The sequence below is a fragment of the Prevotella sp. P5-50 genome (assembly GCF_002251295.1).
In the GTDB taxonomy this organism is placed as follows: domain Bacteria; phylum Bacteroidota; class Bacteroidia; order Bacteroidales; family Bacteroidaceae; genus Prevotella.
In genome coordinates, this window is the sequence record NZ_NPJA01000019.1 from 75,254 (window position 1) to 90,768 (window position 15,515).

The 15,515-nt window shown below is 48.3% G+C and carries 9 protein-coding genes; all 9 read right to left on the reverse strand.

What is annotated here, in order from left to right; genetic code table 11:
• Positions 1 to 144 precede the first annotated feature (144 nt).
• Entirely contained in the window at positions 145 to 348 is a 204-nt protein-coding gene (locus CIK88_RS12780) for an AraC family transcriptional regulator (protein WP_094435036.1), read from the reverse strand.
• A gap of 333 nt (positions 349 to 681) precedes the next feature.
• Positions 682 to 3,264, reverse strand: coding sequence for a glycoside hydrolase family 2 TIM barrel-domain containing protein (locus tag CIK88_RS04100; RefSeq protein ID WP_094434708.1), 2,583 nt, complete (start codon positions 3,262 to 3,264; stop codon positions 682 to 684).
• A gap of 153 nt (positions 3,265 to 3,417) precedes the next feature.
• The gene (locus CIK88_RS04105; RefSeq protein ID WP_094434710.1) at positions 3,418 to 4,818 is read right to left on the reverse strand and encodes a sialate O-acetylesterase; all 1,401 of its coding nucleotides are present in this window, start codon (positions 4,816 to 4,818) and stop codon (positions 3,418 to 3,420) included.
• Positions 4,818 to 7,853: a glycosyl hydrolase gene (locus CIK88_RS04110; RefSeq protein WP_094434712.1), complete on the reverse strand. Its 3,036-nt coding sequence runs from the start codon at positions 7,851 to 7,853 to the stop codon at positions 4,818 to 4,820. The genes CIK88_RS04105 and CIK88_RS04110 overlap by 1 nt, the downstream gene beginning before the upstream one ends.
• Positions 7,850 to 10,654 (reverse strand): glycoside hydrolase family 2 TIM barrel-domain containing protein, encoded by a 2,805-nt coding sequence (locus tag CIK88_RS04115; RefSeq protein WP_094434714.1) that lies wholly within the window; start codon positions 10,652 to 10,654, stop codon positions 7,850 to 7,852. The genes CIK88_RS04110 and CIK88_RS04115 overlap by 4 nt, the downstream gene beginning before the upstream one ends.
• A gap of 154 nt (positions 10,655 to 10,808) precedes the next feature.
• Positions 10,809 to 11,063: a hypothetical protein gene (locus CIK88_RS04120; protein WP_094434716.1), complete on the reverse strand. Its 255-nt coding sequence runs from the start codon at positions 11,061 to 11,063 to the stop codon at positions 10,809 to 10,811.
• A gap of 44 nt (positions 11,064 to 11,107) precedes the next feature.
• On the reverse strand, positions 11,108 to 11,683 hold the full coding sequence (locus CIK88_RS04125; protein WP_094434718.1) for an RNA polymerase sigma factor: 576 nt from the start codon (positions 11,681 to 11,683) through the stop codon (positions 11,108 to 11,110).
• 139 nt (positions 11,684 to 11,822) lie between these two features.
• Entirely contained in the window at positions 11,823 to 14,822 is a 3,000-nt protein-coding gene (locus CIK88_RS04130) for a DUF6298 domain-containing protein (RefSeq protein WP_254046845.1), read from the reverse strand.
• On the reverse strand, positions 14,819 to 15,493 hold the full coding sequence (locus tag CIK88_RS04135; RefSeq protein WP_094391564.1) for a DUF3826 domain-containing protein: 675 nt from the start codon (positions 15,491 to 15,493) through the stop codon (positions 14,819 to 14,821). Before CIK88_RS04135 ends, CIK88_RS04130 begins: the two co-directional genes overlap by 4 nt.
• Positions 15,494 to 15,515 lie beyond the last annotated feature (22 nt).

The window sequence follows — 15,515 nt, forward strand, 5'->3', positions numbered from 1 at the left end:
TCTTTAGCGCATGAATATCATCGTGACAGTAGGGCAAAATCATTAAAAATGCCGAGTAAATTCATTGAATTTGCTGACCAAATTCAATGAGATTGCTGACCAAATTCAATGAATTTGCAAAACAGCGCACTATCCTTTTGACTATCATGCACTTGCAATGACCTTGTTTTGCTGGTCGCGAAACAGCGATGGCGATACGCCATATTTGCGCTTAAAGGCGCTGCAGAAGTGGCTTTGGTGCTCGTAACCCAGATGATAGCCGATGGTGGAAAGGTGGTTGGTCGTTGATAGGAATGTGGCTGTATTTGATGGGAATGTGCCCAGTAGTTGGTCAGTTGGTGGTCGAATGGTGGTCGAAGCGCGTCAGGACAAAGTCATCGACCACCAGTTAAGCCATTGTATCTCTGTCTGTTAAGCGGTATTGGTGGTCGAGTGGTCGATTTTTTCGACATCGCGTGTGCGCCTGCGTGCGCTCGTGTGCGCGTATGTATGCGAGGAATAATAAGGTCTTTATCTCTCTCCGCTCCTATAGATTTCCGCGAACTATATCTCGTTGACAACCCGAACACACAGGGAAGCAAGCGTCTGATTCGAACTTGCAACATTGCGCATAACAGCACTATGCCTTACGAAGGGCAGACGGACAATAACAACGCATCGCTTGACGTCTGCCCTTATACTTTATTTCTGCAATCCGAAGTCGGCCTGTTGGGCTTCTACCTCTTGCAACAGACGGTTGCGCTCATCTTCCGAAAGTTGGCGAGAAGCTGTTTTCGTGGTAGAAACAGCGGCATTTTCACCTGATGTAGGCTGAATATCGCCCGAAAGCATGGGCAAAGGTGCTGCCACACTCGTCAGTTCAAGGTCGGCAGCGGTAGGTGCGTGAGTGCCAGGGAATGCCACTTCGGCATGAACACGTATTTTTCCAGGAGTGCGAGTTGAACGTATCAGCAGAGGAGCACTACCCCATTCTACCGCACGGGGATTGGCGCCAATGGATGCATCGCCGATGACAGAGCCTTCACCCGATACGGTGAAACGGATTTGGTCTTTAGCAAGACGACGTACATGACCGAGATCGTCGGTCACTTCACATACCACAACGATAAAATCGCTGCCATCTGCCACCAGTTGACGTCCCAATGTATCTACACGAAGACGCAGTTTGGTGCTTCGACGTGAAGGCATACGATCATCACGACAAACCACCTTACCATTGACAATACCTTCTGCCACCATGTGCACACGCCGCCAGTTTTTCTGCGTATAACTCCAGTTGCGTGCCTCAAAGAAGTTCCATGCGCCTTTGAATACCACGGGTTGTGAGGGAGCATGACCAACGGAATGAACCACAGGCAATGTCCAAGAATGAACGCCATCGTAGATAGAAAGTCGCACAGAGTCGCAATTGGAGAACACGGTGACGTCAGCATCAGAGAATTGCGTCATTTCATGGGCTATAAACACCTGAGGTTTCGGATCTGACACAAACGGTTGCAATGTGGCAGAAAACATCTGCAAGGCAGTTTTCGGTTGGCGGAACGCATCATAAATACCTCCCCAGTAGGGATCTGGATGATAACCGCGCTGATGGTCGAAGGGGTGCCATTGACAACCGCCGATAAACTGTCCGGTGGTATGAAACAGTTCGTCGGTGCTCTTGAAAAGGCTCATCGCCTGCATCAGCATAGGTCGTTCACCCCAAGATCGAGAAGCCCTGTTGAGATTGTTGTGAGCATACCAGTCGTCAACGAGTTCGCCAAACTCTCTCGTAAAGATGCACTGACGGGGTTTGTCATCCTTGAAATCATCGCCTGGCCAACCATATACAACATCATAATGGTCTGCCACTCCTGCCGAATGAACATCGGCAGCAGCCACAGGACGACCTTCATAGGGATATTCCTCTCGTGTGATTTGCAAGGCATCGAGGGCAAATTTCTTGGGATAGCGCGTTTCGTTGAGGATGGGTTCCCACATCAGAACCGATGGATGGTTGCGGTCGCGACGGATAATCTGACGGGTATTGGCATGTACCTTCTCGTCCCACCCAGGAGTTTTATTCCAGTATTGCCATCCCGGTGTTGCCACAATGACAAAGAGACCGAGTTCGTCGCAAGCATCCATAAATGCAGGATCCTGTGGATAGTGGGCGGTGCGGATGATAGTGAAACCAGCATCACGCAGTCTGCGAGCATCGCGCCACTGCTGAGAGTTGGGCAGTGCGTTGCCCACGTATGCAAAGTCTTGATGACGGTTGGCACCTACCAACTGGTGGTAACGACTGCCATTGAGCCAGAATCCGTCTTTGCCACGAAATTCAAATGACCGGATGCCGATGCGGGTAGTACCGCCATCCATGGGCTGACGACCTTGACGCACATAGGTGTTGACATGATAAAGGGTTGGTGACTCTGGACTCCACAGTTTGGGACGAGCCACTTTGATGCGCTGGCAGACTGTGCGTGTCTCGCCAGGAGCCAGTCGCAACGAGGTAACGACACGTTTTCCTGTCTCCTGCAATACATTGGTCACGGTCAGCGTCACAGGCTGCTGACCAGTATTAGCCACTTCGGTATTGACACACACCACGGCTTTTTCGCTACTGATGTTCTCACAATGCACGAAAATACCGCCTCCAGCTACACGGTTTGCCTCGATGGCATCGGTGATATGCACCATACCTTTGGCTATCAGCCATACATCACGGTAGATGCCACCATGATAGGCAAAATCGAGCGTCATCTGTGGTTTACCTGGAGGAAAACTCTTATCGTCACTATTATCAGCCATAACAGCTACCAAAACATCATCGCCGGCAGTCAGACCGAGCTTCGTCAGCGATATGGTAATAGGCAGATAGCCGCCTTCATGACGTTTCACTTCACGACCGTTGACATAAACCACCTGTTTGCCCATGATGGCTTCGAAATGGAGGGTGACGTCTTTACCAGCAGTTTGGGCGGGCATCACGAAGCGTTTACGATACCATGCCACACCCTGATAGTTACGGCAGCCACTGGCTTCGGCAGGCATCAACTGTACGGTATGGGGAGTGGAAACCACTTCCCAAGCGTGATCATCATAGTCAATGCGGTTGGCTTCAGGCACATCGCCCAGATGGAAACGCCATCCGTTGTTGAAATTCCACACGGTTCTGCCACTGCCTTCGAGAGGGAACAATCCTGCAACGGATGGTACATCGGCTGCATGGAGTCCCATGACAAGCGTCACCATGAGTAATAAGGTATAAAGTCTGTTCATTGTTTATTACTTGTTTCTATGTTCTGCCCCTATCGGCCATCTGCACGAAAAAGGGGAATATGTTCGATTTTATCTTTGTTCTTACAGCTGCTGTCATGCTACATCCTGCTTCGGCGGAATGTATGGATGACCACACACCATCTGAGGCAAAGGTCAGAAATCAGTACGGAATGATGACACAGGCAAACCATCGTGCATTAAATCACCCACTGCCCAGTCGGACCATGCATAGCGTACTGCCACAGGATGGGCAACGCTGTCGGACTTCACATAAACGCGATTACGGGCTATCCACACATGGTTAGCAGGATGGAACACACTGTCTCGACCTGCCACTTCAAAGAGTTTTGAGGTGGTGCCATGTTCGAAATAAACCCATTCCTTACTCCGGTCAAACTGTACCACGGCAGTATCTCCCTGAAATTCTACTTTGCTATAAGTAGCGAAATCGGGCAATCCCTTCACGCCGTAAGTGTTTGTAAGGGCAAGCAGAGCCAGTCGTTCGCCGGCTTGTCGTTTCATGCGTGGATGAATGCCATATTCCAAACCGGCATCCATCAACACCGCCATACGGGCATGGGGTATGCGCTGCTCAGCCAAGAGTTGTTGTTCGCGCAAGAGTTGGCTACCGCTCCAATTGATGAGACTATAATCGTAGGGGGCTATCTGACAATAGTAGAATGGAAAATTGCCTTGCTTCCAGTCGGCACGCCATCCTCGTACCATGGTTTCCAACAGTGAGGCATAGTAGTCGTAACGGGGCACATTATCCTCACCTTGATACCAAATAGCACCACGCATGGCATAACCGATAAGGGGACGAAGCTGTCCATTATATAAAGCGGTGGGGCAACGCTGCTTCAACCGATTCACATCCTTCTCATCACGAGGGAGTGTCACCTTGGGAAATGCCTTCAACCAGTCGGCTGCCATCCATGCTTCACAAGCAGAACCACCCCAGGCGGTGACGATGAGTCCAACGGGAACATCAAGTTGCTGACGCAGCGCACGTCCGAAATAATAGGCGGTGGCAGAGAAATTGCGCACGCTCTCACTGTTGGCCTCGCTCCATTCGCCTTCTACATCGGTTTGTGGAGTGATTGCAGCATGGCGTTTGACGGTGAAAAGGCGCATTTTTGTATCTTTACAGCGCAAGAGTTCTTCGGTTGTTCCCTCTACAGGCTGCATCTTGAAACCTTTCATGGGCATCTCCATATTCGACTGTCCGCTACAAATCCATACCTCACCAACGAGCACATTGCTAAGCATGGTCTTTTCACCGTCGTCGATAGAGATGGTGAAAGGGCCTCCTGCTGTGGGAGTTGTGATGGTGATAGAGAAACTGCCGTCGGCATTAACACGGCTTTTCCATTTACCATGAGTCCATGAAGCAGTAACGACCAAAGGGGCACCAGGTGTCGCTGTGCCCCAAAGCCGACATTCAGTTTGCTGCTGAAGCACCATGCCATCGGCAAAAAAGCGAGGCATCACGACCTTGGCTTGCACCAAGGTGCAGAGACACAAAAGCGGAAGGGATAGTAGAAGTCTTTTCATTATTGTTGTTTTGTTGCTTTAGTAATACGGATAATGGGTTGGGCAAGGAGACCTGCAGGCAATAGGCTGTCGCCCTTGGTGCGGTATCGGGCATTGGTCCAAATGCCATCAAACGGGGCTTTGCCTGCATCAGCACCACGCAAAGCATTATGCCAGGTGTTGGTAACGGCGATGCGCAACGTATTGTTGCCACGATGTACAGCATTGGTAATATCTACCTCGTAAGGGGATGTCCATACAATGCCACAGTCGGTTTCGTTGACCCAAATCTGCGCCACATCTCTAACATCAGGCAACGAGAGATAATAGCGTTGTCCTTTTTTTACCTTGATTTTGAAGTTTGTGGTATAAGTAGCACGACCACTATAATAGCGGATACTATCGTTGGATGACGCTGTCCAATCAGCAAGTGGTTGCTGCTGGAGACTGACACCATTGTTGTGGAAGTGGATATCCCATGGTGCTGTGGTGAGCACATGGTGTTGAAGCGTTGTTTCGGGCGCATTTCCTTGTGACTCATCTGTAAATATAACAAATGCCGAACCATAGGCTGACAAGGTTAACATCAGTTCGGTTCTTCCGTTGGAATGGCGGAAAACTGGTTGTTCCTGCTTCCCATCGATAGGATAATAGATATGAGGAACACCTTTAGTGGTGCGCAGCGATATGGTCATGGTGCGTGCGCTGTCCAGCTGATTGGCAAGGAAATATATCTCTGTATTGCCATCACGACGATGGTTGAATGCCACTCCTTCGGGCAATAAGGCATCAGGGCCGATGACATCGAGGGTGTCTTGACAATAAGGTGTGCGGATGATGCGCACGCCTTGACTTTCGAGTTCTGCAATGCGACGCTTGGAGGCATCGGAAACGAATGAGCCTTGTGGCACGACGAGCGCCTTATAATCAAACCTTCCATTCTGCAATCCGTCAGGATTCATCGAGTCGTAGCAGTAGCCATGAAGGGCATTGACCCAATTCTTGAGGTCTATGATACCTGCAGAATGGCGCACTCCAACGGGACTTTCTTCCATGGGTTGCCCCTCATTGGCAAGGCGCCGTGCCTCATCAGCTATGCGGTCGGTACCAAAAAGACCGGGCAACATGGGCACAAGGCGGTCGGGAGTAAGTGATCGAGACGGCATTTCGTCACCAGTAAATACGGCAATATCTACTACGGGAACACCACGTTGAAGCCATTCTTGGCATCGGGTGATGTAATCGACCATACCCTTGGCCTCACGAAACCAAGTTTGGTCACGTTGGAAGAAAAGTCCGATTCCATCGAGAGTCATACCGGGGCGGCGGTCCATCCATGGGTTGTGGGTGTTGACATGAAAGAACAGTCTATTCATGCCCAATGCCAAATTGCGATCAAGCAATGGTTTGATCATGGCTGGAGTTTCATTCCAAACACCACGAATCTCGGTAAATCCCTCTGCCTGAACGATGGTTTTGCCATAAACATGCGCTCCACTGATGGCATCAAGCATATCGTTGGGCTTGTCGTGTGTGGGAGAATTGAGCCAAAACTCACCCATCGGAAAATCCACATAGCGGTAGTGGGTCAGTCCATCACTAATCATGGTGGGGGCAACACTCTCTGAGGAGAGACTCACCCCATATTGACGGGCCTTACGGGCTGCCGTGGCAAAGAACACATCGTTGATGAGATGGTCAATGGTGGTACGGATGTCACGCAACACGCGATCATCTCCTGGCATCGGAATGCCTGCATAAACGGGAAGGAAAGGTAAAAGGTCGTAACCACAACGCCGCTGAAACTCATCAGCAAACGACGCTGACCAGTTTTGCGACCCACATTCCCAAGAGTCAATATGCATATAGCGCACTACGTTGGAATGGGGTCTTTTCATAAACTGTCCAAACCAACTATCAATTTGTTTCTCTACTGTTTTCTGTGTGAATTTATCACACTCCAGTCCCTTACCTCCACCTGCAGTGGCATTGGTGTGACCTGTAGCGGTATGGCCAAAACGAACAATACGCCATATTCCATTGCCCAACGGATGTCTGGGGCTACCATCCTTGTCGAGCATCACCACTTCTGGAAAATCTGTCGAAGGACTGTTGTTGGTGGCTATGCGCCACACACTACCATTCTTGGCTTCATACTGATCGATGACAGCATCGGCCCCCAAACGGATATCACGTATTTTCAACGTAGGTGCCCATTTAGCAGCATCAAGATCTTCACTACCAGGTTCGGTGCCTACAGGCGTCCAATAACAACGAAAATATCGGGCTGTGGTGGCAGGAAGACTATAGGTATAGTTCTGATCGGTATTCTGCCATCCTTGTCGGGGAGGTGTCAATTGGCGTACCAACTGATAGGTTACACCATCCGTACTGGCTTCAATACGCAATCGCTGCGCCTGCACATTGTTGCCACTGGGCACGATATGGATACTTCGTACTTGTTGCGGAGCATCGAAAGAAAACTCGATAAAACCGGGTGTTTTCGCACGAAATACTCCCTTTTCATCGCGTTTGATCGTTCCGCCTTCATGGGGTTTGGGCAATGGTGATGCCACACGAACGGCAAAAGCGGCAATATCACGATAGAAACCCAAATGGCCGGGATGAGCTTGGGGCAAGACAAATGTGGAATGACGTCGGTCGATATGTGCGATGGTGTCGGTCCATACCACCTGTTGCATCGATTCTTCAGGACTAATCCAAGGACCGCCTGCCAAGGCAAAGCCATCGCAGATATGCACACCCATCTGCATCTGTAGTGAGTCACTCTGCTCCATGGCATAGTCAACCATCTGCCAAAAGGTGGGTGTGAGTTGCTGGGCAGTGCCTTGATAGTCGGGCCGTTCACCCACACCACGTATGGGCATGAGGTAACAGCCTTCCAATCCCACATCTTTCATGGCTTGAAGATCTGCCTTGATGGCTTGTTTGCTTACTGCACCGTACATCCAATACCAGAATGTCCAGGGGCGCGACGAGGCATGTGCTTGCATGCCAAGTGTCAAAAGGGCGATGCTGATGAGATATTTCTTCATTCGAACGAGAGTATTGCGGTGATGGAATCTGAACCTTCTGCCCAATAGGGTTGTGCAGAAGGACCATTGAGATCGGTGGTATTAACCTTGTTGCGCACAGCAGGAATGGCTCTCAAGAGCGAAACACCAGTTTCTGGCAAAGTATAGAGCAAGTGGTCACGGCCATCACGTGGCTGGTAAATACCTACATAGGCATTAGGCTGACGGATGCCGATAACGCCCTCTTTTGTTTCAAGTTGCATCCAGTTGACGGTAGAGAAATAACCTTTAAACTCAGGATATTCGAAGGTTTCACCAGGAATGGGATCATTATAGGCAGTGGTCCAATAGCCATATTGTGGGCCATCGAGGCGATTTTGCCATACACGATAAGGGCCATTGCCCACCCAGCGTTTGCCTTTCACCTGCTGTTCTGGATAATCGAAAGTAATACCCAACAGATCTACTACACCATTGAAATACCAATGGGCGGTCAATCTCACACTACCATCGGCCATAAAGGTCCATTCCACTTGACTTAGAGAACCATGTCTGTAGGTAGCAACGAGTGTGGAATCATTCCATGAAAAACCATCGAAAGCACCTTGATCAGCATAAGTGATATAGTCGGTTTTCTTCTTAAATGCCTCTTTATCATCATGGTTATAGAAGCCATCATCGGAACGGTCGCTACGTTTGGCTGCTACGAAACGGGGACCATTAGCAAAGGAAATGATACGATTTGCCACAGTAACAGACTGAAGACAACCGTTTTTCTTCGAGAACGTATAGTGGCGACCACCCACGGCAACAGTGGTTGTAGTGTCGGTCTCATGCGGTTGGAGCTGTTGAGCTACGACAGGTTTATCAGCAGTGAACTTCTCTGCGAAGCGCCAGGTATAGATTTCCTCACCTTGCGGATTACATACTGTCACGAGGAGTGTGCCTTCTGGCTGTTGGGGTAAAGTAATATATCCCTCGCCATGAGGATTGATATCGGGTGAAGGCAATGAGCCTTGTGCCAATACCTTAGTGGCTGATTCCCCGTAGCGAGGCATTGCCACATACTGATAGGTAAAACGGCAATCCTTCAGCGAAGTAAAATCATAATGGTTTGCCACTTTCAATCGGTTGCCCTCCCTACTGATTTGTACGGGACACCATATTTCGCGGATAGTATAATAAGAGCCTTCTTTCTCCATATGGGGACCTACAATGCCATCGGAGGCAAAGTTACCCATACAATCGACAAGCCCATTCATATCGGTACGCACCACACCTTGATCCATCAAATCCCATAGAAAACCGCCCGCACAACGTGGATTGGACATCATGAGGTGCCAGTAGTCTTTCAGTCCTGCTCCATGTCCGCCATCATAGAGGCCATGAAGAAATTCGGTAGGCATGAAGATTTCTTTCTGTCTCATGTATTCTGCCGTTTCACCCCACGAACGGTAATGTTTGGTTTCAAAGCCATTGCGATTGGCCCAAGGATAAAGCACCACACGCTGTTGAAGGTCGAAACGATGGAAAACAGGTTCGAGGTCGTAGTTAAACCCGCCTTCATTGCCATTACTCCAAAAGATGATAGAAGGATGATTGCAGTCACGAGTGACCATTTCTTCCGCTAGTTGCGACCCAACAATAGTGCCGTGTGCCCAATGCCAACCAGGAAGTTCACACTCTACATAGAGTCCGAGCGAGTCACAAGCATCAAGAAATTCAGGGTCTGCAGGATAATGAGACAAGCGTACTGCATTCATATTCATTGACTTGATAAGCTTGACGTCTTCTATATTCTTGGCTTTTGACAGGGTGCGACCGGTTTCTGGACGGAAAGAATGACGGTTGACGCCCTTGAATATAACTTTCTTGCCATTGATAAACACGCCATCTTCGGCATCGCCATTATAAGTATGGCGGTATTCAATGGTGCGGAAACCAAACTTCTGACGTTCCACATGAAGCAAACGGCCACCACTATCACGCAAAGAGAATACTGCTGTATAGCGATAGGGTTGTTCGGCATTCCACAAGCGGGGATGGCTGACCATGAAATCTATCAGGGTATGGTCACTACCAACAGCAAATCTGTTACTATGGGCAATGGTTTTACCACCCTCATCAACAATTTCCACTCCTACTGTAGAACCGGGAACAGCACGGTTCAGATTGACTTCTGCTCGCATGCGACCATCAGCTTTCGCATCTATGGCTATTCGCTGGATGTTGAGAGCTGGTTTCGCCACGATGAAGACAGGGCGCCAAATACCGCCGAAATTCCAATAATCGGCACGACGTTCAGCAAGATTCACTTGTGGATCAACACTCTCCTTTGACACTTCCACCTCAAGGCGATTAGCCTTTTTGCCGAAGAAAACACGGTCAGAAACATCAAACTGAAAACGGGTAAAACCGCCTTGATGCAATCCAGAACCAGCTTTACGCCCATTGATGGTCACTCGCGCATCGGTAAAGACAGCTTCAAAGGTAAGCAGAATCTGTCTGCCCCGCCATGCTTCAGGCAATTGGAAGGTAGTACGATAATGTCCTTTCTCATCAGCAATGCCTTCGGGAGTTGCCTTGCCATAAAAGCGCATACCATATTGGTAAGTACCAAAACCTTGCAGTTCCCAGCACGACGGCACTCCAATCTTAGTCCATTGTCCGCTGTTGTGACCATCAGTACACCGGAAATCCCACTGCACCATATCGTCAGCACCGTGTCCGGAGAGATACTGTCGTTCGGTTTCTACCGACGGTTGAGCCTGAGTTGCAAGGATAACCATGCTAGCCAGAGCAGAAAAAATCAGTCGTTTCATGTCGTTATTTATTTTATAATAAGGACGCACGAGTACACGTTATGTCATCATCTATACACAGCATACTTGGACTATCCTAAGGGCATAGGACAAGATAGAATAGTAGTAAGAAGCAAATTAAAAAAGCACATGTCAGAACTGCACGACAAATACGCTATCGAGACTTCTTTCCCAAAAAGAGAAAAATTCGCTCTTTCAATCGACCAGCTTCCTCACTGCTGAGGAGTGAACTATCATCAAGATGCATCAAAATATCGCATGCGGTGAGAAATGCATGATGGGCACGATAGGGCGCAGTAATATAGGTTTCCCATCGGGAAACCATCGATGTGTCGCGGTCGAGTACGTAGCGGATGAAATCATCATCACACAAAAACTCATCAACCTGGGTATAATAGTGCTTTTTCACGTGCCTCGTCTTTTTCTAATGACGTATAGGCACATCTGTTGTCATCACTGAATAGTCTGTAAGACACCTGCTGATTCGCGCAATTTCAACATACCACGGTGCATCAAGTTACGTACTGAATGGTAGTTCATCTGCATACGCTCACACACCTCAGGATATTTACGACCTTCCAAATAGTAAAGGGTGATGGCTTCACGCTGTCGCGGTGTGAGACATTGCATCAATGCTGCCACTTGTTGAAATTGCATCTGTTCGTCTTCGATCAATAAGTATCCTTGTTCCACATCGCAGTCAGCTGCTCGTCCTGCATAACACTCTACTTCATTGTCGCTGCAAAATGACTGATGACGAAAGGCGTCAAGGAGACGGTTCTTCATAGAGATGACCAGATAAGAGGCAAAATTCTTAATATCTGTCTGCTCGCTTCGTTTACTATATACCTTAAGGAAAACTTCCTGAATGCAATCTTTCAGCAACTCTTCATTATGTGTCATGCGCAATCCATAAGTATATAAAGGTTGTACATACATTTCGTACAACTCGGCAAAGGCTGCATCGCTGCCCTTGCTGAATTCGGTGAGGAGCGTCTGAGTACGCGCTCTTTGCGTTTCTGTAGTCATCGTTGTTAGGTAGTATATGTGTGTAGTAGTTTGTTTGTTTTCTGATGACAAAGTTAAGAAGAATTGATTTATATCAACCGAAAAAACAAATAAGAAAATGGGAAAAATCGTGAAATACCGATTTTTCCCATTATTTAAGTCATTTTTTACGAATCCAGTATATACCTCGCTCGGTAAACTCTATTTGCCGTCGCACCATTCCTTTCTCGGTGATATCGCCAGTTTTCGCATCTATCTGCATATATTTATAGGTAGAAGAACTGGCAAGCGGCAGACTCAATGGTGTACTGGTTGTCTTATATACCACATAGCCACAATCACCTTGCAACAGGTAGTTGTCGTCAATTTTCTGCGGTTTCATCGAGGTTATGTCACGCAAAAACATCTTATCATTCACCGGAACATTAGCACATGAACCACCTGCCATCAAAGCTGCCCAGCCCATTTCAGGATACTTTTGGGCGGAATAGATGACTGCTTTATCAGGATAGCTGGTGCGATATTCCGCTACGGCACGATACACGTCATCAAAACGCACACTACCACCACGGATTTTACGCATATACTGGCGTGGTGCCATATTCATACCACCCGGCGGTGCATATTGTCCTTTTTGATGGTTGTACCATTGTTCGATGTCGATGATATCGACAATTTTTGAGCGTATAGGATCGTTCAGAATACTATCCTGCACATCCTTTGTGACAGCCAGTGCCACCAAAGTGCGACCATTTTCCGTTTCCCATTCAGCAACCACATCGAGCCAGAAGCGCACAAATTGCAGGGGACCGGTAAATTCCTCACCAATGGAATGTACCACATTAGGCTGTCCTTTGAAAGCATCAAGCATCTGACGGATATATTGCCGATGAAGCGGACGGAGGCTTTCGTTGGTAGTATCGTAGAAAAGTTGAGCGGTGAAGATACGCTTGTCACCTGTAAAATTGACTGGTTCCAAGAATGGTGTATGGTTCACATTATTGGCAGTACGCCATGGACAATCAACCCAATGGGCACCAGCCTCCAAGATATTGTGCTGAAAATAGTGTTGGTTTTTGAGTAGGATACCTATGTCTTGCGATTTTTCAGCAAACTGACGAAGACGATAGAAATACCACAGATTAGGTTTGGTCAAATCGTAGAGCGACAATCCATCCCATGCTGTACCTTGTCCGCTACGGGCAAAAGGCTGTTCAAAGAACGGTGCCCATACGTCACCATTCTTACGACGGATGCGTTCATGGTCATCGCGTCGGCGGTCAGTCCATAGACCATAGTTTTGGCTGAATATTACTGTGTGCGATTTTTTCATGGTTTCTACCACACTATCCACACGGTCGGTGAGACCAGTACCTTCTTCGCCAGGTACGAAACGAGTGAGTGCAGCTTTGGCTTTAGGCAGGAAACTACTTATCGTGCGACCAGACCACCAAGGCGTTTGATGCTTCTGCCCAACCAATACAGCACCATTTTTGGTAATCCAACCATTGGTTAGGGCATAGACGGACGGATTCTGTACCGATGGTTTCGGAGATTTACAGACCAAAGGTTTAATCGGTGTAATGTCTGCTTCAAAATGTGCGGAATCAATCCAAGCCTCCATCGTAGTACGTGGCAACAGGGCTTCTGTCGACATTTTCATCGCCACTTCCATAGTAGGCGAACTGCTTGCAGTAGTATTTCGCTCCAACACACGGCATCGTTTATCTATCTCATCCCGATCGGTAGTTAGGCGTTTCAATAATTGGTCACGATACGCACTATAGGGTTTGACATGTTCGTTCATCTTGGAATACTCACCATTGCCTACTATCTGTCCCCAACAACCAATTGAATAATTGCGATTCAGCGTATCAGGTGAATAGCAGAACAAACCTGCAGCCGTACACTGCCAAAGCGTGCTATTGGCGGTATTCCAGCCTGCGCCAAACTTCTCCAACTCCAGATTACGGAACAAAAGATCGTTGCCATCAATGTTGACAAGGTCAAACAACAGACCTGGCGCCATGGAAGAGATACTGCCACTGGGACCATACGATTGCCAACTGTCACACTGTACAAAGGCATTGGGACCAGGAGCAGTATGTCCGGCAGCATAGTCGTTGATGCCATATTCGGAATAACAACGCTGAAAGAGTGTTTTTTCGCCCAATACTAAATAGGTGCGACGACGTAAACCACCAATCTCTGACACAGGAGTCAATGACTTGCAGTCTTCAACAGTGACCTGAGAAGCGCTGCGACCTACGACAACCGAAGAACCTGCAAAATGTCGGAAGGTGACCATACGTACCCAGCAATTCTCAGCATCAGTAATTGATACGCCATCCCAACAGTGGTTTTCATCTTTCGGCAAGGTGCGGTCGTAATCAGATTCAAGTGTAAGATTCTCTACGCCGCAACGTTCAAGGAGCCCTGGTTGGGTATAAGCAACAGCCTTAGCCCCGCCCCACCGTTGTTCTATCGAGAGGGTTACGGGAGCGTCGAGCGCCAGTGTATTGCCCTTATACGACATGATACGGCGATTCCAACGCAGATCAATATCCCCAGGATGCCATGCCCAATACCCCATCCGCTGGCCTCCGCCAAACGATTCGCAACCGAGTGAGCGAATCCAATCTGCAGTAGAAGGCCGCCATACAAGGAGTCGGGTGCCAGTAGTCCATGTTTTGGGTAATGACTTAACACCTATGGATAGAGCGCCAGCAGGCGTATTTTCCACATCAACAGTATCTCCATAGATGCGCTGGGGCTGTCCTTCGATATAGAGTAGCGCTCCCCTGTCGTATCCTGTCTTACGCAGAATGGTGCGGTCGCGACCACTTCCACGAAGCACCACGCCACTGGTTCCTATGCGTAATGGAGTGGCAAGGTTAAAGACACCGTCTCCCAACAATACCGCACCACGGACACCCAATCGAGCATCGGGTTTCTGCCGACTTACCATGTCAATGGCCTGTTGAATCAACGGAGCATCATCACCACCTGTAGGTTGCACATAGACCTTCACGGCAGCATCAGGAATCGGCTGTTCCGAACGTTCATACCCACAATACGAGTAATCCATCGGCAACACTTGGGCTGCCGATGGAATTACCATAAGTAGGAAAAGGAGTTGTAAGAATCCCTTTTTCATCATTTTTCTGTTTTCTTTTGTTGTTCTATGCGTTTGTACCATGCCTCACGTTCAGCTTTCAGATTATATCCTCTTGCTGTGAGCCAATTGTTAATGCGCCCTTTGTATTTGCCAAACCAACCATGCTTCTTATTAGAATTTTCGGCATCCATGGCAAATTCGCGTGCCTCTTTCAACCATGCCAGAATCTGTGTTTTCTCTTCATCCTTGAGTGATGGTATCATTTCAAGGTGTGCCTGATATGTTTTGGGCACCACGCCATAGGTCATTCCATCTTTCACCGCCTCTACCTGACTATCGTTAAGATAGAGCGAAAGAGCTGCTGTAAACTCGAAATGATGCTTGTAGAGTTCTGCATCTCGACTGCGTTCTGCACATTCTATAATATGCTGACGCTGCTTGGAATCAGCCACCGAGTCTTTGGCAAAGCGTTTTTGCTGTGCACAAGTCTCGTGGATATCGTTGAGCAGGAAGTAACGGTTAGCTATGATATGGCATACATTCTCAGCCTGTTGGGCATCGGCGAGCTTAAGACCATTCACTATTTTCTGCGATCGTGCCTTGATAGTCTCCACATATTGCGCATCGCGGCCTTCGCTCTTCAGCGCCACTTGAGCTATTGCCGAAATAGCAGAGAAGAACAGAAAGCATACGATAGTTGCACATTTTATCATGGTTTTCATCATTGTCAATACC

Bases quoted from the DNA above. Each gene is read 5' to 3' on its own strand.
- CIK88_RS04100 (WP_094434708.1), bottom strand. From the start codon at position 3,264: ATGAACAGACTTTATACCTTATTACTCATGGTGACGCTTGTCATGGGA.
- CIK88_RS04105 (WP_094434710.1), bottom strand. From the start codon at position 4,818: ATGAAAAGACTTCTACTATCCCTTCCGCTTTTGTGTCTCTGCACCTTG.
- CIK88_RS04110 (WP_094434712.1), bottom strand. From the start codon at position 7,853: ATGAAGAAATATCTCATCAGCATCGCCCTTTTGACACTTGGCATGCAA.
- CIK88_RS04115 (WP_094434714.1), bottom strand. From the start codon at position 10,654: ATGAAACGACTGATTTTTTCTGCTCTGGCTAGCATGGTTATCCTTGCA.
- CIK88_RS04125 (WP_094434718.1), bottom strand. From the start codon at position 11,683: ATGACTACAGAAACGCAAAGAGCGCGTACTCAGACGCTCCTCACCGAA.
- CIK88_RS04130 (WP_254046845.1), bottom strand. From the start codon at position 14,822: ATGATGAAAAAGGGATTCTTACAACTCCTTTTCCTACTTATGGTAATT.
- CIK88_RS04135 (WP_094391564.1), bottom strand. From the start codon at position 15,493: ATGATAAAATGTGCAACTATCGTATGCTTTCTGTTCTTCTCTGCTATT.